The sequence below is a fragment of the Marmoricola sp. URHB0036 genome, assembly GCF_000426045.1.
GTDB lineage: Bacteria > Actinomycetota > Actinomycetes > Propionibacteriales > Nocardioidaceae > Marmoricola.
Window position 1 is genome coordinate 1 of record NZ_AUEP01000012.1, and the last position, 22,559, is coordinate 22,559.

At 68.0% G+C, this 22,559-nt stretch carries 25 protein-coding genes; 5 read left to right on the top strand and 20 right to left on the bottom strand.

Annotated elements, in window-relative coordinates; all coding sequences use genetic code 11:
- Positions 1-288, top strand: a 288-nt coding sequence (locus tag H976_RS30035) for a hypothetical protein (protein ID WP_231388929.1), incomplete at its 5' end; no start/stop codon positions are given.
- A gap of 331 nt (positions 289-619) precedes the next feature.
- On the opposite strand, the gene H976_RS0114265 is transcribed toward H976_RS30035, so the two are convergent.
- From H976_RS0114265 to H976_RS0114315, 11 genes are all read right to left on the bottom strand, one after another.
- Complete coding sequence (locus H976_RS0114265; protein WP_027862100.1) at positions 620-1,093, bottom strand: allene oxide cyclase family protein; 474 nt, start codon at positions 1,091-1,093, stop codon at positions 620-622.
- 186 nt (positions 1,094-1,279) lie between these two features.
- Positions 1,280-2,068 carry a hypothetical protein gene (locus tag H976_RS26380; protein ID WP_036226588.1) on the bottom strand — a complete coding sequence of 263 codons (789 nt, stop codon included), beginning with the start codon at positions 2,066-2,068 and terminating at the stop codon, positions 1,280-1,282.
- 22 nt (positions 2,069-2,090) lie between these two features.
- Positions 2,091-2,531, bottom strand: coding sequence for a hypothetical protein (locus tag H976_RS0114275; RefSeq protein WP_027862101.1), 441 nt, complete (start codon positions 2,529-2,531; stop codon positions 2,091-2,093).
- A gap of 12 nt (positions 2,532-2,543) precedes the next feature.
- A complete protein-coding gene (locus tag H976_RS26385; protein WP_231388935.1) occupies positions 2,544-3,344 on the bottom strand; it encodes a hypothetical protein in 801 nt (266 codons plus the stop codon).
- An 83-nt stretch (positions 3,345-3,427) separates the two neighbouring features.
- Positions 3,428-4,294: a ZIP family metal transporter gene (locus H976_RS0114285; protein WP_027862102.1), complete on the bottom strand. Its 867-nt coding sequence runs from the start codon at positions 4,292-4,294 to the stop codon at positions 3,428-3,430.
- Between the two features lie 47 nt (positions 4,295-4,341).
- On the bottom strand, positions 4,342-5,385 hold the full coding sequence (locus H976_RS0114290) for a phosphatase PAP2 family protein (RefSeq protein ID WP_231388936.1): 1,044 nt from the start codon (positions 5,383-5,385) through the stop codon (positions 4,342-4,344).
- Positions 5,382-6,071 (bottom strand): hypothetical protein, encoded by a 690-nt coding sequence (locus H976_RS0114295; protein WP_027862104.1) that lies wholly within the window; start codon positions 6,069-6,071, stop codon positions 5,382-5,384. Before H976_RS0114295 ends, H976_RS0114290 begins: the two co-directional genes overlap by 4 nt.
- Positions 6,068-6,925 carry a PIG-L deacetylase family protein gene (locus H976_RS26390; protein WP_051276838.1) on the bottom strand — a complete coding sequence of 286 codons (858 nt, stop codon included), beginning with the start codon at positions 6,923-6,925 and terminating at the stop codon, positions 6,068-6,070. Before H976_RS26390 ends, H976_RS0114295 begins: the two co-directional genes overlap by 4 nt.
- Positions 6,922-8,013 carry a glycosyltransferase family 4 protein gene (locus H976_RS0114305; protein ID WP_027862105.1) on the bottom strand — a complete coding sequence of 364 codons (1,092 nt, stop codon included), beginning with the start codon at positions 8,011-8,013 and terminating at the stop codon, positions 6,922-6,924. Before H976_RS0114305 ends, H976_RS26390 begins: the two co-directional genes overlap by 4 nt.
- Positions 8,010-8,987, bottom strand: a complete 978-nt coding sequence (locus H976_RS0114310; protein WP_027862106.1) for a YbhN family protein — start codon at positions 8,985-8,987, stop codon at positions 8,010-8,012. The genes H976_RS0114305 and H976_RS0114310 overlap by 4 nt, the downstream gene beginning before the upstream one ends.
- Positions 8,988-9,102: 115 nt before the next feature.
- A complete protein-coding gene (locus tag H976_RS0114315) occupies positions 9,103-9,471 on the bottom strand; it encodes a phosphomannose isomerase type II C-terminal cupin domain (protein ID WP_051276840.1) in 369 nt (122 codons plus the stop codon).
- 211 nt (positions 9,472-9,682) lie between these two features.
- Between H976_RS0114315 and H976_RS26395 the strand changes: the two genes are divergently transcribed.
- Positions 9,683-10,393: a phosphatase PAP2 family protein gene (locus tag H976_RS26395; RefSeq protein WP_051276841.1), complete on the top strand. Its 711-nt coding sequence runs from the start codon at positions 9,683-9,685 to the stop codon at positions 10,391-10,393.
- A gap of 25 nt (positions 10,394-10,418) precedes the next feature.
- On the opposite strand, the gene H976_RS26400 is transcribed toward H976_RS26395, so the two are convergent.
- Positions 10,419-12,425, bottom strand: a complete 2,007-nt coding sequence (locus tag H976_RS26400; RefSeq protein WP_036226597.1) for a spermidine synthase — start codon at positions 12,423-12,425, stop codon at positions 10,419-10,421.
- A gap of 165 nt (positions 12,426-12,590) precedes the next feature.
- Here H976_RS26400 and H976_RS0114330 point away from each other — a divergent pair, with 165 nt between their 5' ends.
- Positions 12,591-13,538, top strand: a complete 948-nt coding sequence (locus tag H976_RS0114330) for an alkaline phosphatase family protein (RefSeq protein ID WP_155918263.1) — start codon at positions 12,591-12,593, stop codon at positions 13,536-13,538.
- Between the two features lie 71 nt (positions 13,539-13,609).
- Here the strand turns inward: H976_RS0114330 and H976_RS26405 are convergent, their stop codons facing one another.
- Positions 13,610-14,980: a HAMP domain-containing sensor histidine kinase gene (locus H976_RS26405; protein ID WP_051276843.1), complete on the bottom strand. Its 1,371-nt coding sequence runs from the start codon at positions 14,978-14,980 to the stop codon at positions 13,610-13,612.
- Entirely contained in the window at positions 14,977-15,666 is a 690-nt protein-coding gene (locus tag H976_RS0114340) for a response regulator transcription factor (protein ID WP_027862109.1), read from the bottom strand. The genes H976_RS26405 and H976_RS0114340 overlap by 4 nt, the downstream gene beginning before the upstream one ends.
- A 159-nt stretch (positions 15,667-15,825) precedes the next feature.
- Here H976_RS0114340 and H976_RS0114345 point away from each other — a divergent pair, with 159 nt between their 5' ends.
- On the top strand, positions 15,826-16,128 hold the full coding sequence (locus tag H976_RS0114345) for a PepSY domain-containing protein (protein WP_196804086.1): 303 nt from the start codon (positions 15,826-15,828) through the stop codon (positions 16,126-16,128).
- A 40-nt stretch (positions 16,129-16,168) separates the two neighbouring features.
- Here H976_RS0114345 and H976_RS26410 read toward each other — a convergent pair whose 3' ends face one another.
- The 3 genes from H976_RS26410 to H976_RS0114360 form a co-directional block, all read right to left on the bottom strand.
- Positions 16,169-16,894 (bottom strand): hypothetical protein, encoded by a 726-nt coding sequence (locus H976_RS26410; protein WP_155918265.1) that lies wholly within the window; start codon positions 16,892-16,894, stop codon positions 16,169-16,171.
- A 110-nt stretch (positions 16,895-17,004) separates the two neighbouring features.
- Positions 17,005-17,559, bottom strand: coding sequence for an LURP-one-related/scramblase family protein (locus tag H976_RS0114355; protein ID WP_027862111.1), 555 nt, complete (start codon positions 17,557-17,559; stop codon positions 17,005-17,007).
- Between the two features lie 74 nt (positions 17,560-17,633).
- The gene (locus H976_RS0114360; protein WP_027862112.1) at positions 17,634-18,098 is read right to left on the bottom strand and encodes a hypothetical protein; all 465 of its coding nucleotides are present in this window, start codon (positions 18,096-18,098) and stop codon (positions 17,634-17,636) included.
- 75 nt (positions 18,099-18,173) lie between these two features.
- Between H976_RS0114360 and H976_RS30040 the strand changes: the two genes are divergently transcribed.
- Positions 18,174-18,347 (top strand): hypothetical protein, encoded by a 174-nt coding sequence (locus H976_RS30040; protein ID WP_196804087.1) that lies wholly within the window; start codon positions 18,174-18,176, stop codon positions 18,345-18,347.
- A 328-nt stretch (positions 18,348-18,675) separates the two neighbouring features.
- Here H976_RS30040 and H976_RS0114370 read toward each other — a convergent pair whose 3' ends face one another.
- From H976_RS0114370 to H976_RS26415, 3 genes are read right to left on the bottom strand one after another with little or no spacing between them, the layout of a single operon-like run.
- A complete protein-coding gene (locus tag H976_RS0114370) occupies positions 18,676-19,746 on the bottom strand; it encodes a LuxR C-terminal-related transcriptional regulator (protein WP_027862113.1) in 1,071 nt (356 codons plus the stop codon).
- 1 nt (position 19,747) lies between these two features.
- The gene (locus H976_RS0114375) at positions 19,748-20,965 is read right to left on the bottom strand and encodes a serine hydrolase (RefSeq protein ID WP_231388938.1); all 1,218 of its coding nucleotides are present in this window, start codon (positions 20,963-20,965) and stop codon (positions 19,748-19,750) included.
- Between the two features lies 1 nt (position 20,966).
- Positions 20,967-22,547: a biotin carboxylase gene (locus H976_RS26415; RefSeq protein ID WP_081682913.1), complete on the bottom strand. Its 1,581-nt coding sequence runs from the start codon at positions 22,545-22,547 to the stop codon at positions 20,967-20,969.
- Positions 22,548-22,559: the final 12 nt, after the last annotated feature.

Here is a 22,559-nt window from a genome sequence, read left to right on the forward strand (position 1 = left end):
TCCGGACATGCCGCACAGACGCTGCCTCCGGCGGACTCGTATCGTTCAGGCGTGGCGAAACACACCGGGGTGCTCTTGCGGTTTTCCGACGGCAGGAGGCAGTTCATCGACGACGCGCACGTGCATGGGTTCCGCGACGGTGACCTGCTGATCGCACTTGGACCTGCTGAGGCGGGTCTCCATGCTGTGGTGGCTCGAAGAGTTCCGGTCGCAGAGCTGGCCTTCGCTGACACCCGCAATGCCTATGACGACGACGGCGAGCCTGATACGCATACCCTCAACTGGTGAACCGTCTTATGGCGAGGACATCGCGATCAAGGTCTGGCTCGGACCGGCTCTGACATCGGATCAGCGGGCGGGTGGGGCCGGCCCTCGTGCCTCGGCCGTACCGTCCGCACATGCCGCGATCCGGGCGCCACACCCTTTCCGCGTTGACGGATCGTTCCAACAAGCGCGCCGTTGTTGGAACGATCCGTCAAGACACGTGAGCACCCCTGCTCAGATGGCCTGGCAAAGTACGGGCACTCACGAAGCCGGCGGTCGAGCCATCCCCATGACTGCGATCCAGCAGTCGCATCGCTCACGCGCGATTCCCGAGACGCGTGTCCGCACGACTCGATCAGTGCGAGCGGCGCAACGAGAACGTGAAGTTGTAAGCGCTGCCCGCCGCGTTGCGGGCGTGCAAACGCATCTCACCAGAGGCTCCGCGGTACTTACCGGTGCCTCCCGTGACAGCGAGGGTCGAATCACCGTGGTCTCTGAAGGGGCCGGAGACCACCAGCGAGCCACCGGGCAGCGACGTGGTCCACGTGCACTCGTAGGCCGATCCCACCGCGGTACGGACGCACGAGCCGTTGTCGGTGCCGACCTTGTGGGTGTTCTTCGCATTGAAGATCGGGTTGGCGAAGGCAAGCACGTCGCCCAGGCTGTCGCCGGCCGGACCAGTGTCGGCCGTTGTGTCGGTGAGGGCGCGTTCAACGACAGTGAACCTGCCATGACGATGATGGTCCGGCGACGAGGCCATCGCCTGACCGGCGAAGGCCAGGCTGGCAGCTACGACCGTTCCGACAGTGACCACGATTGATGTGCGCATGACGTCCGCCCTTCGTCCGGTTTCGGGACCGACTGGTGCCCGATGAGCTCGATGCTAAGGGTTGGAGCGCCAGCCGAGAGGCGCGAACAGGCGGCGTGCACAGCGGTCATCCGCACATGCCGCGATCCGCGCGGAGAACAACGCTGCTCGCTGATGTGACCAACGCGTGACCAGATGTGGTGTCGCTCAGTCGGCGCTGCGCCGCGGCAGCGCGGTGCGGCGTACGACGAGGGCCCGGTGGTCGGACGGAGTCGTCACCGATGTGACCAGTTCGGCGGGACCCGGCCCGTGCACGTCGTCGACCTTGCGACGTGGCCCGAGCGTGCCGGGTGCGTGCTCACGCCCCTCCCAGGCCGAGGTCAGCCCGGGGAGCCGGAATCCGTCGAAGTTGGAGTCACCGACGGCATGGACCACATGGCCGGCGGCGAGCAGCCGAGCGACGAGCTGCTCGAGGCGACGCACCTCGCGTCGGTGCCGAGCGACGAGCCGGGGTCTGTCCTCGCGGTAGCGGCCAACCGCTTGCACGCCCGAGACCAGGTGGTAGTCGAGCAACGCCACCGTGCCGCCCACCTGCCGGTCGAGGTAGACCCCGACCGTCGCGAGCCGGGGCGGCTCGAGGCCCAGGAACCGTTCCTCCCGGTCGGCACGCCCAGGACCGCTGAGCAGCACGGCCCGGCATCCCAACAAGCCGTACCGGTCCGCCCGGGCACCGACGACGCAGCCACCGAGGAGCGGGACCTGCCAGGTGTAGTCGCCGGATCCGCTGTCCGCACGCAGTCCCGGCCAGACACCGCGCCACGGCACGGGACCGACCCGCCCAGTCTCCTGGAGCAGCTTCACGCGCGAGGGGTACCACTCCTGGAAACCGACCAGGTCGGGCCCGAGCGCGAGCACGTCGCCCAATGCCTTCCGCGCGTCCTGGTGGTCCAGGGTGTAGAGGACATTGGCCGTGGCGACCGTCGTACCCGCCGGCATCCTGGTGACGCGCTCCCCTTCTTCAGCGTGCCGCCGACCCGGCGGTCACCGTCGTCACCGGCAGCCCGAAGTGGTGAAGCCGGTGCTCCAGGTCCTGGTGCAGCCAGGTCGAGAGTCCGTGGGGAGCGACGGCGATCATGATCTCGTCGATCGGCTCGCTGAACATGGTCTCCTCGATCGCGTCCATCGGGTCGTTGCGGACCGAGACGGTGCCGATCACCGGGCCACCGGCTGCCCGCTCGAGGAGTGGGAGGGCCTGCCGCAGGACCAGCTCTGCCTCCTGCGCCTTGTCGTGGCGTTCGGGGTGGAGCAGGTGCAGCTCGGCCCGCGCCGGGTTGGGTACGACGACCCGGAACTGCACCTCGCCCGTCTCGGCTCGGTGGGTGATCGCCTCCAACAATGCGTCCGAAGGATCTGCGTGGTCGGTGACCACCAGGATCCGCAGCGTGCGGTGGATGTCCATGGTCCGCTCTTCTCAGTCGTGTGCCGGTGCGGGTTGGGCGAGCTCGGTGCGGTCGACCTGGGTCCTGGTCAGGTAGACCACGACCGCGAAGATCGTGCCGAGGAACAGCACGCTGGTGCCGAGGGTGCCCAGGCCAAGCCCGCCGTCGGCGTGTGGTGAGCCGAGGAAGTCGCCGATGTTCGCGCCCAGCGGCCGGGTCAGGATGTAGGCGAGCCAGAAGCAGAGGACGGGTCCCGCACCGAGCTTCCAGGCGACGAGAACAGCGAGGATGAGGCCGAGCGGGAGCAGCACCGCGGCACCGGGCGACCAGCCGGTCAGCTCGATGGTCCAGTCCCCGGCAGCCGTACCGAGTGCGAAGGTCACCAGCACGGCCAGCCAGTAGAAGGCCTCGCGCAGAGTCGTGACGATCGTGTGGATCGACAGGGTGCGCTCGCGGGCGTACCAGATCCCGAACACGCCGGCGAGCAGCACCGAGAAGACCGTCGTACTGATCCACAGCGGTACGCCGCGTGCGTCGGTCAGGTTGTCGGTCAGCAGCGTGCCGACCACGCTGATCAGCACCACGGCCAGCCAGTACACGCCGGGCACGTAGCGGCGCAGCCGGAACTGCGCCACCAGCGCGATCGCCAGGGCCAGGCAGAACACCAGCGTGGTGTTCGTCAGCCCGAACCCGAGCGTCTCGTTGATGTAGTCCGCAAGGCTCTCCCCGACGGTCGTGCACAGGATCTTGATGATCCAGAAGTACACGGTGACCTCGGGCACCTTGTTGAGCATCTGCCGGGCACGGGTTGTCTCACGTGTCGTTGTCGCCATGCGCAGGAGTCTCGGGGGCCTTCCCTGCAGCTAACCTGACTATCCGCGCGGAACGTCCCCAACCGGGACAGCGGGAACTTGGCTCAGGCGCCGGCGGCGACGAGGATCCCGTCGGTGACGAAGCCGAGTGCCAGCCCACCGAGGATGCACCACGTGGTGAGCTCCTTGAGCCCGAGGCGGCGCGCGACCGCCAGCAGCTCGATCACCACGTAGAGCACAGAACCGGCCGCGAGACCGAGGAAGGCGACTGCGAGGGTGTCATTCACGACGCTCTGCCCCACGAGGGTGCCCACGAGGGTCGGTCCGCCAGCTATGAGCCCGAGAACGGCGAGCCGCCCCCACGAGGGGCGCTCGATGTCACCGGCCAGGGGTGCCACGATGCCGAATCCCTCGGTTGCGTTGTGCAGCGCGAAGCCGAGCACGAGCAGCACGGCCAGCGACAGCTCACCACCCGCAGCGGAGTTGCCGATGGCAAGACCTTCGGCGAAGTTGTGCAACCCGATCCCAGTCGCGATCATCAGTGAAAGCTCGGCCGCCGAGACAGCCCCAGGGGATCGGCCGGCCCCCTGGGCCACGACCGCGACGCGTCCGCCCTCGCCGTCGGACCTCGCCGCGGGCAGGCTGGTGGACAGGATCTGGTGTCGCGAGCGTCTGACGCTCATGGCCTTGTCGAAATAGACGAGTCCGGCCATTCCCAGGACGAGACCGACAGCGAGGACGGCACCGTCGCGGGCAGCAACACCCCAGTCGGCATCCGCGAGAGCCGCCTCGACCGGTTCCCACGCGTGGGTCAGGATGTCCCACACCAGGAACAGCAGCACACCGACGGCCACACCGTTGAGCGCCGCCTTCAGGCGTGTATGGGGATTGCGCAGCCGTCCGACGGGCAGCCCCAGGAAGATCGTGGCACCTGCAATGGCACCCAACAGGGCGACGTGGCTGGAAGACATGGCCTCGCTTTCGGTGGACGTCGCAGCAACTGTAAGGTCAGCCTGTCCTAACGGGGCTTGGTGCTCAGGGCAATCTCGTCGTCACTGACGCGCATCCGTCCCTCCGAGGGTTTGATGACCCGCCGCCCCAGCTGCACGCTGACCCATCCGATCGCCAGCCCGGCCAGATCGTCGACGGCGAAGTGCCAGCCCAGGTAGACGGTGGCGAGGATGGTGGCGCCGAGGAACACCGAGAGCACGCGCGTCGTACGCCGCAGGCCGTAGTAGGACGCCATCAGCACGATCACGGTCGTGACGCCCACGTGCAGGCTGGCGAAGGCGGAGACCTGGGCGAAGGACCCGGCGGCATGGGGGTGCGCGAGGAGCTCGGCGCGCTGGGCGAGGTATCTCGCCTGGGTGTCCTGCACCATCGTGTGCGGCAATCCGGCGAACTCCTGAGGCGCGGACCAGAACGGGCCCAGTGAGGGGATCACGTAGTACGTCGTGACGCCGAGGATCCACACCCACACCATCGAGGCGATGAACACGGCGCCATCACGGAAGCGCTCGGCAAGAACGACGCTGGCCACGACGGCGACCGAGACGAGCGTGGAGAACGACTCGTAGACCACGAGCAGGACGTACGCCGCAACGTGCTCCCCCAGCACGTGGTGGAGGAGCACCGCCGGGCTGTGCCCCAGGAAGATCCAGCGGTCCCACGCGAGCAGCATCTGGTCGTGTGGCCGGTTGAAGACGTCCCAGCTCTTCAGGTTGTGGTAGCAGAAGTACACGATGTGGTAGGCGAGGAGGACACTTCCGGCTCCGACGAGCCGACGCGGCGTCCACCGCTCGCGCACCGCCCGGGAGACGGAGCGGAGCGTTCGGCCACCGCGCGTACGCCGAGCAGCGTCGAGGACGACGAGCACGACGAAGATGCCGACCGAGAGCGCGATCCGGGTCACCAGGATGGCGCCGTGCGGGTCGCGCAGCGGGATGCCGACGTGGAGCGATCGCAGGATCGTGACGCCTGCGAAGACAGCGACCACCGTCCACAGTCGGAACATCCACGCCCGAGACGTGTCGTGCTCAGTCGGGTCAGAGGTGGTGGTCAAGCTGAGTCTCCTCGTCTGGGTGGGGCCAGGTACTTCTCCGGGCCGCTCGAGGCACGCGCCCCGCTCTCCAGCCACGCGTGCAGCGCTGCAGCGTCACGGCGCTCCAGCTCGTCGAGGCAGGCTTCTCGCAGGGCCACCAGACGAAGGACTGTCACGGGCGATGCCGGCTCGCGCAGGATCCAGAACGACTCGCGCCACAGCCGGCACAACTGCCAGTCATCCAGGCCCTTGAGCAGGCCCAGCGCCTCGGGTTGCGTCAACCGGGAGTCCGCGCCCTCATCCTGCGGCTGCGGCGCAACAAACGGCGGGTTCGCATCCGCAACCGAGATGTCTCGCGGGGACTGCCGTGCTGAGCGGATTGCTCGACGCACGACAGCTGGCGAAGAGACGCTGGCGGTCAGGACGACCAACAGGGCCAGCGCGGGCGTGAGCCGGCCGAAGGACCACACCGTCAAGAACCCGACGGACCCGATCAGCGACTGCGCGAGCACATGGCCACCGATCCCCCAGCCCGATGATCTCTCGATGATGTCCGGCAACATGTACTGAACGAGGCAGCAGAGCGCGACGAGCGGAACGAGGGTGACCAGCACGCCCACCGCGGACCACTCGAGAACCGCGAGTCCGACCCCGAGTGCCATCACGCTGAACCAGAAGCCGCGCCACAGGCGTTCGTAGACCCTCATGAGTCCAGCCCCGCACGGGTTCTCCAGGGCCGGATCTGTCGTGATCGGAGCGAGGCGAAGGGATCGTCGAGCCGGTCAGGAGCCTCACGGCCGTGCTCGACGTACCACTCACGTCCGAAGACCAGCCAGAAGATGGGCAGCGGTAGCCGCACGAAGCGGTCCATCGCTCGCCTTTCGTTGCCTCCTCGTCGCTGCGAGCCGTGGGCGGCCATCGCCGCCCGCTTCTGGAGAAGTGCACCTCGCACACGGACGCGGTGGGTGATGACGCGTGGGTGTGAGAAGACACGGTCCGTCCCCAGCGGGGCGGAGCCGCCCACGGGATGACCGAGGAACGCAAGGGCACGCAGCACGCTGGTGAACGCGCGTCCGGGGACGGTCGCCTCCAGGACGACGGGGGTCTCGGCCAGCCGGGCGGCCAGTAGACCGACCCGATGGACCTGGACGTGGTCGGGATGGCCGTAGCCCCCGTTCGCGTCGTAGATCGTGAGCACGTCCGCGCGTTCCTGCCGCAGGAGCTGAGCAAGTTCTTCTGCGCAGCGAGCCACGTCCTGGTTGACGAAGCTCGTCGGGTCGGCGGGATCGGGGTGCAGGCCTGAGTCTGCATATCCCAGGGCTACGACGCGCGCACAGCCCAGGACCTCCGCGGACGCGGCCAGCTCGACCATCCGCAGGGCGGCCAGGCCTTCGCGTTCCCGGTCGTCCGCCAGGCCACGCTCGCCCGCGGTCGCCGTGACGAGCACGACGCGATGCCCCTCTGCAGCTGAGCGGGCGAGCAGTCCCCCCGTGAGCAACGCTTCGTCGTCGGGATGGGCATGGAAGGACACGAGCGTGAACTGCTGACGAGTGCGCGTCACGGCTCCAGCACCGCCTCGTACTGGCGACCGCGCGCGAGCGCGTAGACGCGCTCGTGCGTGGCCAGGGACCGTGACCACGACATGCCGTGCGCGACACGGCGGTTGTGCTCGGACATCCGCAGGCGAAGGTGGCGGTCCTCCACCAGCTCGACGAGCGCGGAGACCATGTCGTTGTCGGACGCACACAGCAGCCCCTCGACCCCATCGTCGATGAAGTCAGCGAGACCGGTGGCGGTCCGGCCCACCACGGGCAGCCCGACGCCTCGTGCCTCGAGGGCGGCCAGTCCGAAGGACTCCAGCACCGCGGGGGCGACGTACACGTCAGAACGAGCCAGGTGGCGCAGCACTCGAGTCGGGGCGACGCGACCTGTGACGCGCACCCGATCCGCCAGACCAAGGCGGACGGCCCGGTGTTCGAGACGGTGGCGCAGCGGGCCGTCACCGACGACGGTCAGGCTCACCCCCGGGACGCTGACAGCCCGTGAGACCTCGTCGAGGATCCGGAGCAGCTCCAGGGGACGCTTGCGGCGGGCGATCCGCATGGTGCTCACCAACCGCACCTCCCCGTCGGGCTGGGGTGTTCTCGGGCGAGCTGGCGCCTCGACTGCGTTGGCGATGACGTGGACCGGCGTACCGAGCAGAAGGTGGCGACGGAGCTCGGCGGCCGCCACCCGGCTGACCGTGCTCCACGTGACCGGGGCACCACGCATGCCGGTCAGGGTCGCGGCGACGCGGGGAATCGCACCCATCCCGCTCCACAGCGAGTGCACGGTCACGACCGTCGGAACACCTCGTCGCGCGAACACCCCCACCAGCGGCGCCGTGAAGGGGGCGACCACCGAGACGTGGGCATGCACGAGGTCGAAGGTGTGTACGTCGACGCGCAAGCCGTCCAGCAACGAGCGCACGCGCCTCACCTCCACCGGCCCCACGTCGGTACTCGTCTGGCCCTCGGCGGTGCGCGGAGTGGAGGTGAGCACGGTGACGCTGTGACCCTGGTGGGCCTGACGCTCCGCCAGCCCGGCGACATGTGTCTCGATACCGCCGACGACGGGTGGGAAGTGGTCGGTCAGGTGCAGGATCCTCACGCTGGCACCTCGGATCCGGTCGCCGCATGCGCCGAGCGCTGCGACCACAGCCACCCGGCGAGCAGGACGCTGCCGAGCGGGATCTCCAACACGACCAGGAACACGCGGCACAGCAGCACGCCCGCCACCACCTCCACCGGTGCCAGACCGGCACCGACAAGCCAGGCGATTGCCCCGACCTCAGCCACGCCGGCCCCCGCTGGTGTGATGGGTATCAGCGATCCCAACCGCTCGATCGCTGCCGCCATCAGCACGATCGTCAGCGGCGGCTGCAGGCCGACCGTGTGGAGACTGACGTCGAGCAGCGCCACCTGTGCTGCGATGTATCCCGCGCTCGCTATCAGCAGCCGTGGCGCGCCGACCCTCAGCAGCTCACGGATCCGCTGCCACGAGTCCCTGACCTGCTCGCGCGTGCGCTCGATGACCCGGTGTCGGCTTCTGGTCCCGTGCGAGATCCGCCGCACGACCGGCTCGACCACGGTGCTCGCCAGCAGGACGGTCGCGCAGCACGCGGCCATCACCCACAGGGACGTCGGCACGTGCGCCGAGACCAGGGCCAGACCGGCGACAGCGACGAGCGGCAGCGCCAGCTTCGTCAACACGTCCAGGGCGTTGGTCAGGACGCAGAAGGCAGCGAAGGCGGCGCTGCTGTGACCCCAGCGGGTGACCATCCGCCAGTTGAGCGCCGTACCCGCCGCACCACCCAGGGGAAGCACGTTCGAGACGGCGCTACCGCTGAGGTTGAGCAACAGACTTCGCGGCACACCGAGTCCGGGCAGGGCCGCGGAGAGCACCAGGGAGTAGACGGCGAGACCGGCCAGCCAGATGACGGTGAGGAGGATCAGCTGCTCGGGTGCCACGTGGCGGAGGATCGTGACCACGTCGGACCACGCGACGTGCGCAACCCCGTGCGTGGCGGTCCAGAAGCCACCCGCGACCACGCACAGGACCAGACCGGTCTTCCCCAGACGCACCGCCCAGGTGCGACCGGTCCGCCATCGTTCACCTGTGACGGGGGCGCACTCCACGTGACCAGTAGACGAGAGCAAACCTGACCGTCACCTGACCAGAGCACGGGCGGGCAGGTGGTCAGCGCCCGTAGTCGTCCTCGAGGCGGACGATGTCGTCCTCGCCGAGGTAGGCGCCGACCTGGACCTCGACCAGGATCAGGTCGTCCTCCTGGTCGTTGCCGATCCGGTGAGGTGTTCCGACGGGCACATGGACGCTCCCCCCAGCCCCGAGCACGCGCTCACGATCACCGACGGTGCAGGTCGCCCTACCGCTCACGATCATCCAGTACTCGGACCGACAGGCATGGGTCTGCAGCGAGAGCCGGGAGTTGCCCCGAACGGTGATGCGCTTGACCTTGTAGTCCGGACCTTGGTCGAGCACCTCCCACGAACCCCAGGGGCGTACGTCGGATGTGACCCCTTGGTCGGGGTGGATCGTGATGCTCATGGTCAGACCTCTCCCTCGTCGCGGTCCACGAGGATCGACCGAACAACCTGACCGTCGCCTGACTGGTCCGGTCCCGACACGGGCGTCGGCTCGGCTCAGCGGCCTCCGTGCGGACCCCTCACCTGATGAGCGCGTGGATCCACCTGACCGCAACCTGATCGTGCGGGCCGTATCCCTGTCCGCCGCCGGACCGCCGACCTAGGGTCAGGTCATGTCACGACTGGACGTCTCCTCCACGGATGATGCCCCCCGCCGCTGGCAGCTCTCCGACGCCGGGGGTGCGCGGCTCGTGCTGGTCCTCATCGCCTGCCTCGCGACCACAGGCGTCGTGGCCCTGGCCGACGCCGCGAGGGAGCACGACGGGGTCAGCCGGCTCGACCCCACCGCGGCCGCGGACATTGTCAGGATGCGTACGCCGACGCTCACCGAGCTGGCCCATGTCTTCACCTTCCTCGGCAGCGAGGTCGTCGTCGGCGGCCTCGCCCTCGTCGTCCTCGCGACCCTGCTCATGCGGCACCAACCCAGCCGGGCAGCCACGTTCGCCATCGGCATGGCCGGCTCGGCCTTCCTCACCGTGGTGGTGAAGCTCGTCGTGGCACGTCCTCGACCCGGCGAGGTCGACCGCCTGGGAGCCCTGGACACGTCGTACTCGTTCCCGTCGGGGCACACCCTCAACTCCACCGTCTTCATCGCTCTCGTCGTGTGGTTGTTGTGGCCATCGGTGACGCGTGCTGGGCGCATCGCCCTGGTCACCGGGGGCGCCGTGCTGGCGGTCGGCGTGGCATCGAGCCGGATCTACCTGGGCTACCACTGGCTCACCGATGTGCTCGCGTCGGGCCTGGTCGCCCTCGCGTGGCTGTGCGTCGTAGGACTGCTCGGTTCGACACTCACGAGGGCTGGGCGGCTGACGCAGAGCGTGTAGTGGTCCTGCCCGTGCCGCTCATTCCTTACCGAGGTGCCCGGAGCATCCGGCTCCATGGCGGCGTCAGCAGGAAGGCTGCGAGGTAGAGCAGGCCCGCCAGGATCAGCAGGTTGTCGTAACCGGTCAGCAGCGCGGCGTACTCCAGACAACCGCCGACGATGGCCCCGAGCAGGTTCACCCCGAACGCCGACTGGGAGTCGCTCGTGTCCGCGAACCTCTTGGCGAAGGCGACGTTGGCCAGGTAGATCGGCAGGAACGCCAGCACGCTCGCTGAGACCAGACGCGGCCAGAACGGCAGTCCCAGGAGGTCATCGGGCTGGATCACCCATGCCAGGACGAGCGAGACCGCGATCCCGGCGAACACCACCGGCAGGGGTGGCGTCCTGACTCTCCTGGTCGTCTCGACAGCAGCGAGCACGATCACGAGGATCCCGGCGAACACCAGCGCGTTCACGAACCACGTGGTGCCGAACATGAGGGCGAAGCTGGCCACGTTCTTGGTCTCCAGGAGCAGAAAGGCTGCGCCCATGAAGCAGAGATCGGCGTACGGCCGCATTTCCCTGAACGGTCCGCCGACCGCGCGCACGGACAGCAGCGAGACCACGATGACGCCGAGCAGCGACCACACGTAGAGCCACGGGACCATCCCGCCCTTGAAGTACAGGAACGGCGAGTTGTCCGTGGCGGGCGCGACAACCTTGGTCGACGGCCTGTAGGCCGTGCCACACACCTGGTTCGACTGCTGGAGCGCCACGGCCACCACCGCTTGGTGTGAGGTGAAGTTGTCCACGCACGGCGTGTGGCCGAACACGGTGGCCGCGGTCCCTGCGAGGCGATCGATCAGCCAGTTCTCGCGGTAGTAGTTGTACATCGCGAAGCCACCATCAGGCCTGAGGTGGTCGCGCACCGCCTCCAACGCCTGCTGCGTGAACAAGAAGCTCTCGAGCCTGATCTGGGAAGCACCGTTCACGAGCGCCAGAGAGTCAGGCAGGGCAAAGAGGATGAGGTCGTACTTCGTGTGCGTGGACTCCAGGAAGGCGCGACCGTCGTTCGTGTGGGTGGTGACCCGCGGGTCCTGGTAGGCGTGGTCGGGGTTGCGCTGGCGACCCAGCTGCAGGATGCGCGGGTCGATCTCCACCGCGTCGACATGACGGGCCCCCTTGCTGAGTGCGATCGCCACGTCCGTCCCAGAACCCGCACCCACGACCAGCACGTTGTCCAGCCGGGCCTTCGGCAACCGCTGGTACGGCGTGCCGTACTGCTGCGGTGCATGGATCAGGCGCCATGAGGCCTTGGCCATCGTCTGGTGGGGCACCCCGTTGACCCAGATGGAGAGCGCCCCGGGCCCCGAACGAGACGGCTGGGTCTGCACCTTGTAGTACGGCGACCAGCTCACTCCCGCGGTCATGGTCTCGCTCAGCAGCATGCCGACGACGATGACCCCGCTCACGGCGTACACCAGGCGCATGCGGAGCCCGGTCGCGAGCACGACGAAGACCAGGGAAACCACTAGCCCCCAGACGACCGACGGTGCCCGCAGGAACGACATCAACGTGAAGACCCCGATGCCGAGCAACGACCCGAGCAGGTCGTAGCGGTAGGCGGTCAACGGCGCGAATGCCCCGAAGCACCGTCCGACCATCTCCGCGGGGCCAGCCACGATGACCGCCACCAGGAGGAAGACCACCGGCAGCGCCAACCAGGCCGGTGGTCCCGACACCTTCATCGCCGTGAAGTAGATGACGTCGCTGCCCTGTCTCTGGATGGTGACCGGGAAGACGAGGACCGCGCTGACGAGCAGTGCCAGCAGCGGCATTGCGACCGGCACCACGGTCCAGCGCTTGCGGCTGATCAGGAAGCCCAGGCCGACACCCAGGAACGAGCCGAGCAGCACGAAGTTGGAGAAGTAGCTCAGGTGCACGACGTTGGCGCCGAGCCACCGGATCAACGCCAGCTCCAGCAGCAGCATCAAGGCACTCGAGGCGACCAGACGGAGCGCGATGAGCCGGCTGGCGTCTGAGGCGGCGGTCACGGGCGCCACCGTCTCAGGGGCAACCTGTCTGTAGCCTGACCGGCCGACGGGGATCCACTCACGCCGCTGGCGCAGTCGTGCCCGACGCGACGACGGCAGTCAGGAGACGTGCAGGTTCACCACGGGATCCTCGCCATCCACCCCCGGACCGCGACGGAGAGCAACATGACCAACGCCCGTTCCTTCACCGCAGCAGTTCTCAGTGCGGCGGCGCTGCTGACGGGCCTGGCCGGGTGCGGTTCCAGCCAGCATCCGAACAGCTCCCCGGCGACCACGTCGGACGCCAGCGACACGTCCTCGCCGACGTCCACGGCAGCCAAGCCCACCAAGGTGCTCGTCGTGATCGAGGAGAACCACTCCTACACCCAGATGAAGGCGGGCATGCCGTTCCTTGCAGGCCTGGCCGCGAAGTACGGCTACGCCAGCCACTGGACGGCCCTCGCCCACCCCAGCCTGCCGAACTACCTCGGGATCGCGGGCGGCACCACCTTCGGCATCCTCGACGACAAGGCCCCGGCTGCTCACACCGCCGACATCGGGTCCGCGACCTCGGTCTTCGACCAGGCGATCGCGGCCGGCAAGACGGCCGGGACCTATGCCGAGACAATGCCTGAGAACTGCCATGTCTACGATTTCCCCGACCGCTCGGTCGGGACGCCGAAGTACGCGGTGCGCCACAACCCGTGGGTCTACTTCTCCAAGGGCCGCACCAGCTGCCTCGCCCACGACCGCGACCTGGCCCCCTTCGCCGGCGACGCTGCGCGCAACGCACTGCCGAACGTCGGGTTCCTGATCCCCAACCTCGACCACGACGCACACGATGGGTCACTGGCCACTGCCGACTCCTGGCTCAAGCAGCAGCTCTCTCCCGTCGTGAAGAGCACCGACTTCACCAGTGGCAAGCTGGTGGTGGTGGTCACGGCGGACGAGGACGACAAGAAATCCGGCAATGTCGTGCTCACCTCGGTGCTGACGCCCCGCATCTCCCACAAGGTGGTGACGACTCCGCTCACGCACTACTCCCTGACCCGCTTCATCGCTCAACTCCTCGGTGTCAAGCCGCTGAAGAACGGAGCCACCGCCCCCGACATGGCGGCCGCCTTCGGGCTGTGATTGATGCCTCGGTCCCGGGATGGACGTTGCCTCGACCCGCTCGAGGCGCGGCCGCCGTCACGCGCCCCTGCTCACCTGGAGATGTCAGGTCTCGCTGCGCACGCCGCGTCCGTGGGCAGGAGCAGGCGCATGGTGGCGCCGCCCTCGGCGTCCACGAGGTCGAGTCGGCCCCTGTTGCGTTCGGCCAGTCCCCGGGCGATCGACAGCCCCAGACCGTTGCCCCCGTCACGGGCGCGAGAGCTCTGCGCGCGGTAGAAGCGGTCGAAGATCCGGTCGCGCTGCTCGATCGGAACCCCGGGCCCATCATCGAGGACCACGAGGGCGGCCCACCCACCGGAGCACTCGACCGTCAGCTGCACCCGGGTTCGGGCGTGCACAACAGCGTTGTCGAGCAGGTTCCGCACCACGCGACGGACGTCGTCGGCGTTGGCGTGCGCCGGAGCCGCGGACACTCCGGTGGTGTCCACGTGCACGAGCCCGCGGGTTCGAGCGCGGGCAGCCTCCTCCAGGACGAGGCTGTCGAGATCGATGGCGGCCGGCTCGGGTGACACGTCGGCGTCGATGGATGCGACCACCAGGAGCTCCCCCACGAGACGCTCCATGTCAGCGGTGGCGCCGAGTACCTCCGCCCTGAGCAGGTCGGTATCGATGTTGCGCGGTCGCGAGAGTGCCACTTCCAGGGCGACCCGCTGCGCTGCGAGAGGGCTTTGCAGGTCGTGCGACACGTCGGCCACGAAGTCACGCTGACGCCGTACGGCGACATCGAGGCGCTCCAGCAAGGCGTTCATCGTCGCTGCCAGGCGGCCGACCTCGTCCTCGACGCCGTCGCCCGCCACCCGGGTGTGGAGGTTCTGCTCGGAGATGCGATCGACCTCGGCCCTGATCCGGTCCAGCCGGCCGATGGTGCGTCCGAGCAGGTACCAGATGACGAGGCCGAGGAGGATGACCACGACTGGTACGCCGAACCACAGGGCGCGCCGCAGCGCTGCCGACGCCTCCGAGACGGCCTCCAGGCTGTCTCCCACGTACACCGTCACCGTGCCCTCGGGACTGGGCCCTGCGGCGTACCAGAAGCGATAGCTCTCGATCTCCTGGTCGTCGGCGGCCCGGAACGTGCTCGTCCGCAGCTGCTGGCCCGCCTGAAGCTCGGCGACCGGGGGCTTGCCCGTGATGTTCGGCGACGCCGCCAGCACTCTCCCGCCCGGTCCGACCACCTGCGCGACACCGTTGTCGTCGACGTTGCGCAAGGTCGAGGGCAGATCACCCGTGCGCGCCAGTGCGCGCAGGTCGTCGACCCTGGAGCGAGACAGGTGGTCGGACGCGTCGGTCAGCCGGCCCTCCAGCGTCGAGACGAGAAGCAGCGCTCCGACCGCGAGCAGCGCCGCGATCGCGAGCGTCCCGAGCACGGTCGCCCGCGCGCGCAAGCTCAACCGCCTCTTCATCGGTCCTCGTCCGTCCTGTCGTCCACGACGCGGTACCCCACCATGCGAACCGTCTGCAATGACGCCCGCCCGAACGGCTCGTCGATGCGCTGTCGAAGCTGGCGCACGTACACCTCGACGATGTTGGGATGACCGTCGTAGGCGAAGTCCCACACATGCTCGAGAATCGCCGCCTTGCCCAGCACCTCCTCGGCGTGCCGCATCAAGAACTCCAGCAGGGCGAACTGACGAGGCGTCAGTTCCACCGGGCTTTCCCCGCGCCACACGCGGTGCACAGCAGGGTCGAGCCGCAGGTCACCCACCTCGAGGACGGTCGGCCGCTCGCGGCCCCCTCGCCGCACGAGTGCGCGCAGGCGCGCGGTCAGCACCATGAACGAGAACGGCTTGGAGAGGAAGTCGTCGGCGCCGGCATCCAGCGCCCGCGCTTCCTGCTCTGGCCCGCTGCGCGCCGTGAGCATGAGGATCGGAGTCCAGTCCCCGGTGTCGCGGCGTCGCGCACACAACTCGTCCCCCGCCAGACCGGGGAGCATCACGTCCACGACCATCGCGTCGTAGGCGTTCTCGGCCGCAAACCACTCTCCATCGGTGCCGGTCAGGGCGACGTCGACCGCGTATCCCTCACCCTCCAGACCGCGACGGAGCGCGGCCGCCAGCTGCTTGTCATCCTCGACCACCAGGATCCGCACCGACCCACGATCGCACTGCTGCGCTGAAGCCGCGCTGAACGCCGACTGAACAACGCGTCTTCAGGCTGCCTTCAGCACCTGTCCCACAGGCTGGCGGGACGAGGCAAACCGCGGACAGAAGACGGAAGAGGAGTGTCCATGCGCAAGCGAGCATTTGGCGTGGCTGCTGGGGCTGGAGTGGTCCTCGCAGTAGCCGGCGGTGGCATCGCCGTCGCCACGGGCGGGGACGACGGGCCGGCGAGCCACCAGTACACCCAGAAGCAGGCCGACGCCGCGACGAAGGCCGCGCTCGAAGCGACCGGCGGCGGCAGAGCCAACAGCGTCGAGACCGACAGCGAGAACGGCGCAACCTACGAGGTCGAGGTGACCAAGCCCAACGGGTCGACCGTCGACGTACGACTCGACGACGCCTACCACGTGGTGGTCATCGAGGGCGACAGCGAGGACGCAGGCGGAAACTGACTCAGCACCCCAGTCAGCTGGGGCCACTGACCTTGGATCGTCACGGGCGGTGGACGGCCACCACCTGGAATGTCTCGCTGCCACCCGACATGTCGCGTTCCTTCACGATGCCGACTCCCGGGGCATAGAGCTTCAGCGACAGGACACCGGGCTCCAGTCGCGTCCACTCGAAGCTGCGCACCACGTGGCCGAAGGTCCCCATCGGTGTCTTCGTGCGCGTGGAGTTGCCCACGATCCAGGCTTGGTCCTCCGCGTGGCCGCGGAGGAACTCCTGGCGGAAGGCCTGCGTCGGGTGCGGGCGGGCCGGCATGATCATGCCGGCTCTCGCTCCGTGGAGACCCGCCTGCCAGGAGCCTTCGCGGGACTCGAGGTGGCCCTTCTCGTCGTACGTCGCAGTCGCCTCGCCGAAGTACCAGACGTTGCCCGCGCCGTCGGCGGCGTACCAATCGGTCGTGCGCTCCGCCAGCCTTCGGTTGTCTCGGCGGAGCACGTCGGTGACCACGCGGGTCCGGACGCCCTCGATCACCTTGGTCCGATAGGTGACGTGCACGCGTTCGCGAAGGTGCTCGCCCTCGTCCGTGCCGCGCAAGATGGTCGTGGTGCCGGGGCGCAGCGGGAACCAGGGGTTGGCTTGCGGGTGCGCGAAGTCGGCCCGGGCGATCTGTGTCGAGCCCGCCTGAGTGCCGGCGGCGACGGTGGCGGCAGCGGGTCCGATGCCCACGGCTGCCGCGACCGTGAGCAGAAATGCAGTGGTGGTTCTCGTCATCGAACCAACCTAGGACCGGGCGCCTGTAGCCAGCCTGAAGAGGTTCTTGCAAGAGTGTTCAACAGGCCGTCGAACTCGGCGGTTGCTCCGCCGACCTCCGCGGTCGTTGGTCACTTCGCAGGGTGGGCCATCGTGTCGACGGCGACGGTGACGGCCAGGACGAGAGCGATGTCCACGTCGGGGACGATCTCCACGCCGTAGGTGTCACGAACCCGGAACCACTTCTTGGAGATCTCCGCGATCTTGTGGTCGTCGGCCTCCAGTTCGTACTCGTGGTCGACGACGTTGCCCTGCACCTTCCACTCCTGGTCCCCGGGAAGGTCTACCTTCCATCGCTCCCGCAGTGGCGAGATGAGTGCCTTGTGCACCAGGGCGAGGCGGTCACCGTTCGGGTCCTCGATGGCCATCGAGTCACGGATGTGCAGTACCCGGGTCTGGATCCGGCACAGCTGGTGGCCCTCCGCATCCTCGAGGTCGAGGGTGTTGCGCAGCCGCATCGCCTTGCCGTCCACCCGGAAGACCCGCTCGCCGGCGTCGTTCTCGATCCAGTAGTCATCGCCGATCGAGACCAGCTTCTGCCGCATCTGGTACCGGACGGCGGTCCCGCCGCGGCCGAACGCCGCACGCTCGTCACGACGCTTCTCGCGCCTGTCTCGAAGGCCCATCGGTGACTCCTGTTCGGGTGTGCGTGAGTGTTTGCCGGTTGCGCGTGAGGAGGTTGTCGAGGCGGTCCGGACGACTACGCCTCTCGCAGCTCGCCCCCGTGCACCGTGATGGCCCAGATCACCAGGATGTCGATCGTGATCATGATGGTCGACCAGATGGGGTACGCCGAGAGGAAGGCGATGTTCACGATGGCGCTGAACATCGCGATCGGCACGGCGATGAACCGAGCCCACACCTTCCCCGACAACAGTCCGACCCCCGCCGCGATCACGATGACGCCCCCGATGAGGTGGACCCATCCCCAGACCGTGTAGTCGACGTGGACCGTGAGCCCGGACTTGCCGACGAGGAAGTACTCGTCCTGGAACAGGGCGATCAACCCGTCGATGACGTGGAACGAGCCGAGGATCACCATCATGATGCCGGCGAAGGCCACCCACCCGACCCAGCCGGACATGCCGGTGGAGGTCACGTTCTGCCGGTAGTCCGTCTCCGGCGAACCGGAGGCGCCGGCGCCCGACTGACTGCTCTCTGACATGTCGGTCTCCTATCGCGAGGGCTCTGGTGTCACCACACTTCGGCCTCGTCGTGCTCCGCGGCTCATCCCATACGGGTGATCTGGCGTATTCCGGTGTTCCTGCCGGACTGGAACCGAGCCGTCCGAACCCACGTCATCCTGCTCGCCCAAGACCTCGAAGTCCGCGTCGTCAACGCCGTCACCGGCGAACCGCTGCGCGAGCTCACCATCGACACCAACAAGGACTACCAGCCACGAACCCCGAAATGACAAACACCCGAACCCACGTTCACGTGGGTTCGGGTGTCGCCGATGTCCTGAGACATCACACGGTCGGGCTGACAGGATTTGAACCTGCGACCCCTTGACCCCCAGGTCGGCGGGTTAGCCGTTTGAGCGTGAAAGGCCTTGGTGCTGCGTCGGTTCCGTGCCGATTTTCGCACTGAGTCCCAACTGTTTCGCCTACCGAGGTCCGCGATTGGTCCGTGGTTCAAGGGCACAACCCCGGCACCTCACCTATGAGCGGGTCAACTCGTTACGCCGCGATGACCTGCGGGTGCTCCAGCTCAAGTCGCGTGCGCCAGTGGCCGGACCGCATTCAGATCGCCCCACGCCTGGTTGCTATCAGGTCGAGCCGCAACAGCCCTTCTCGCGCTGCCTTGGCGGCGGCTCCTGCCCGCGACTCCTGTCCGAGTTTGGCCAGGATCCGCTCCACGTGGGTGGTGACCGTCCGCACCGAAATCGAGCGCTCGGAAGCGATGCGCTGGTTCGACGCCCCCTGCGCGAGGCCGTTGAGGACGTCGAGCTCGCGGGCGGAGAGCCCGTAGGACGTCTGCCACGGCGACTCGGTGACAAGGAGCGCGGCTGAGTGCTCGAAGAGCGGATCCTGCACGCGCTCGACCCTGACGGAGACCCAGCTCCCGTGGACGGGCCAGACCCCGAAGAGCACGTGTGAGTGGGTTCTCAGGAGGCGCTCGACGAACCTGCCGAAGTCCGGATCCGCGAGGCAGGTCGCCGGTTCGTACTCGTCGATGAGCCGGGGCTTCCCGGTGTGGTCGACGAGGCTGGCTCGCGATCCCTCGTCGGCCGGGAGCAGCGCCGACCTCAGCCGCCGCAGGCTGCAGAGCCGTCCCAGGCTTGCGGTCAGCGCCTCGATCATGTGCACATGCCGGGCGGCGAAGGCAGTAGGAGACTCAGCGGACATGTGCAAGATCCCGGCATAGGTTCCGTCGGCGGCGAAGACGCACGTTGACATCCCGTCGCCGAAGCCCGCGGGACGCAGCACCTCCTGGTAGAGGGTGGTCTTTCGGTAGTCGTAGGGCAGGTCGCTGATCCGCAGGGGGCGATGCGTCGTGAGCATCCGCCGGTAAGGGTCGGTCTTGGCATACGGCTCACCCAGCCCGGTCAGGGTCGCCGGGTTGTATATCGAACTGCCGAGCACGACGTGCTCGCCCGCCAGTGAGTCCCAGGCCATGAGCGCTGCGGCGTCCTGGTGCACGACCCGCTGCAGCTGGGCGAAGATCTCAACCACGGCCTCGTTGGCACGACCCGACCCGGCAACGTAGGCGCAGTCGACCAGCACTCGCGCCTCAGCGAGAGTGAATGCCTCGTCTGCTGCTGGTATCTGCTCGGCCATGAAGAGCTCTCTCGGCTCCGGCGGAGCGCTCACTCTACTCTCCTGCCGCATCCCCGTCCGAACCCTGAGCCAGCTGGCTCGACACCGCATCGAAAGCACGCAGGGTCGTGAAGAGCTTCCCGGGGTGCTGTGGCTCCGGCCAGCTGGACAGCTTGACCGCGACCACGCCCGTGGCTCCGTTGACGTAAAGCATCTGTCCGTGGATGCCGAGACACAGGAGTACGTCGCGGTCGGGGTAGGGCAGCCAGAACTGGTTGCGGTACATCCCTCCCGGCATCAACGTCTCGGTGGGGCTTGCCGCGAAAGCGTCACGTGAGTCTGGGTCACCCCGGAAGGTGTCCGCGATCCAGGCGCGAGGAACCACCTGACGGCCCGAGAGCGACGTGCCCCCCTGGGCCAGCATGGTGCCGAACCGGGCCAGGTCACGCAGCGTGGCACAGATGCCCCCGTCGTACATCCCAGACCCGACGGAGTCGACCGCGATCCTCGCGTCGTTCTCCGCGCCCAGGGCCGACCACAGGATCTGTGACATGAGCTCGGGCATCCGCATCCCCGCAGCCGCCTCGCATACCCAGCCGAGGATGTCGGTCTCGCTGCTGCGGTACTCGAACGGGCCACCGTGGGGGGCCTTCTGCTCGAGCGTCAACAGGTAGTCGTACATGGTGCGCGGGACCTGCGGATGCTGCCTCGTGGCCCAGCCGATCGCCTGTTCCAAGACGCGCACCTCGGCCTGCGGATCGAGGTAGTCCTCGGAGAAGTGGATCCCCGAGCGCATGTCGAGCAGATGACGTACGACCGCGCCGGCGTAACCGCTGGCCCCAAGTGCTGGGACGTATGCCGTGAGCGGCCGCTCGAGGTCGAGAGCCCCCTCCGTGGCGAGGGCCCCCGCCACGACTCCGACCAGCGACTTGCTGACCGACATGAGCAGGTGGCTCGTCCCAGGCCCCATGCCGGCGTAGTACTCCTCGGCCACCACCCGTCCGTGCCGGCAGACCATCCACCCGTCGGTGTCGGTTGCCGCCATGGTTTCGGCGACCATCGCGAGGGATCCGTCAGGCTGTGGGACGCCGAGGTCACCGACGCTCACGAGCCGGGGAGGCAGCTCGGCCACCGGGTCCGTGCCGCGGGAGATGAGCGCGGTCGGAAAGAGGTCTTCGATGTGTCGGAACGACCACTGCAGCTGGGGGGCTTCCTGCCAGTTGTCCAGGTTCACGGCACCGTGCGGCCGGCTCGACTGTTGCCCCAGCGCCACGTCAGCGCCCCGCCCTGGTCATGGAGCCACCCACGTCCCAGGTCGGGACCACCGTTGGTGGGGGCGTCACGGGCGTTCCGGTGTAGAGGGCACGCAGCGAGTGGATGAGGTGTTTGGCCCGGATCGTCAAGGTCGCCGGCTTCCCAGGCGTTCCGGTCTGGAGGCGCCCCTTAGTGACCAGTACGCCGATGTCGGCACCCTTCCAGCGGCAGTCGCCAGCCCCGTAGATCCGTAGGAAGAAAGCGTCGGACTCACTTTGGAGCTGGTGCCAGTCCAGGGCGGCCCGTTGGAAAACCAGGGCGCCGCTTGCGTCGAGGCTGTATGCCCCGGTGCGGGCCGCCGTGTCGATCCGCTGGACTCCCGGTGACGTCTCCTTGATGATCATCTGAGACCAAAGGTCGACCGCGGCAAGCTCCTGCCAGCGCTGGTTGATGTCGTCGAGGTCAAGGTCGAGCTCAATCGGCAGGTACTCGAGCAGATGAAAAAGGAAGAGCGGCACGTCGGCGTAGGCACCGGCGGTGACATTGGTGATCGACGAGGCGCCACTGATGCGCGGGTTGAGCTCACCGAGGTAGACCTCGTCGGTGTCGACGTCGACGAGCACATCGACCTCGAAGAACCCGCGGTATCCCTCCACGCCGAGCCGATCCCCCAAACGACGCACCAGCGCGGCCGCGCGCGCCCTGAGGTCACCGGTCAGCACCTCGGGGAACATCTCATTGCCGCACCAGCCTCCTCGATACGGCGTCAGCTCGGCGTGCCCCGTCAGCTCGGACATGAAGGGACCCACCACCGTCCCGCATCTGGTCAGTACCGCCTCCACGGCGACCGGGCGGTTGTTGATCCGCCTCATCACCTTGACCTGTTGGCCCACGATCTCAGTGCTGTGCTGGTCCCAGTCGGCCGCCGAGCTCATGAAGAAAGTGGTCTTGCCCGAGTCGCCGTACGCGGTCTGCACGACCAAGTCCGTCCCGAGCCCGGCCTCCTCGGCCGCGGCGGTGAGGCTCTCGAAGTCCTCGACCGTGGTCACCACGTTGGGCACGCTGGGCACATCCACCTCGTTGCCCAGCCGGGTCGTGACGATCTTGGAGTCCAGGTGCGCCCGCAGCTGCGCCTTCGGCAGGATCAGGTCGTAGTCGAGCTCGTCGCAGATGCGTTCGGTCTCTTCATCGAAGAAGACCATCGCGATCTTGGGCCGGGTCCCTGGGCGGGTTCGGCTGCCGATGAACGCGCGTACCTCTGAGTTCTCCAGCAGCCAGTTGTTGATGTGCTCCCCGCTCTCGAAGTCCACGGGCGGACGGTGCGCCGGCGTAAACACCCGCGGATGCGCGCCGTCCCACGCGTCGTAGTAGGCGACATAGGTGAAGTTGCGCACCCAGCGGTCCAGCCCGAGCAGGTTGAACGGCGTCGCGCCGACGAAGTAGATCGGCGTGTCGTTGGTGCGGAAGAAGTGCCTCACCTCGGACATGTTGCGCAGGGGCCGACGAGCAACGCCTGGCGCCGTCGAGGGACTCGCTGGTCCGAACGCCGCATCGGTGGCCACGGTCGCCACCGGGTCCGGGCCTGTAGGCGCAGTGGTCATGGACGTCCCCTA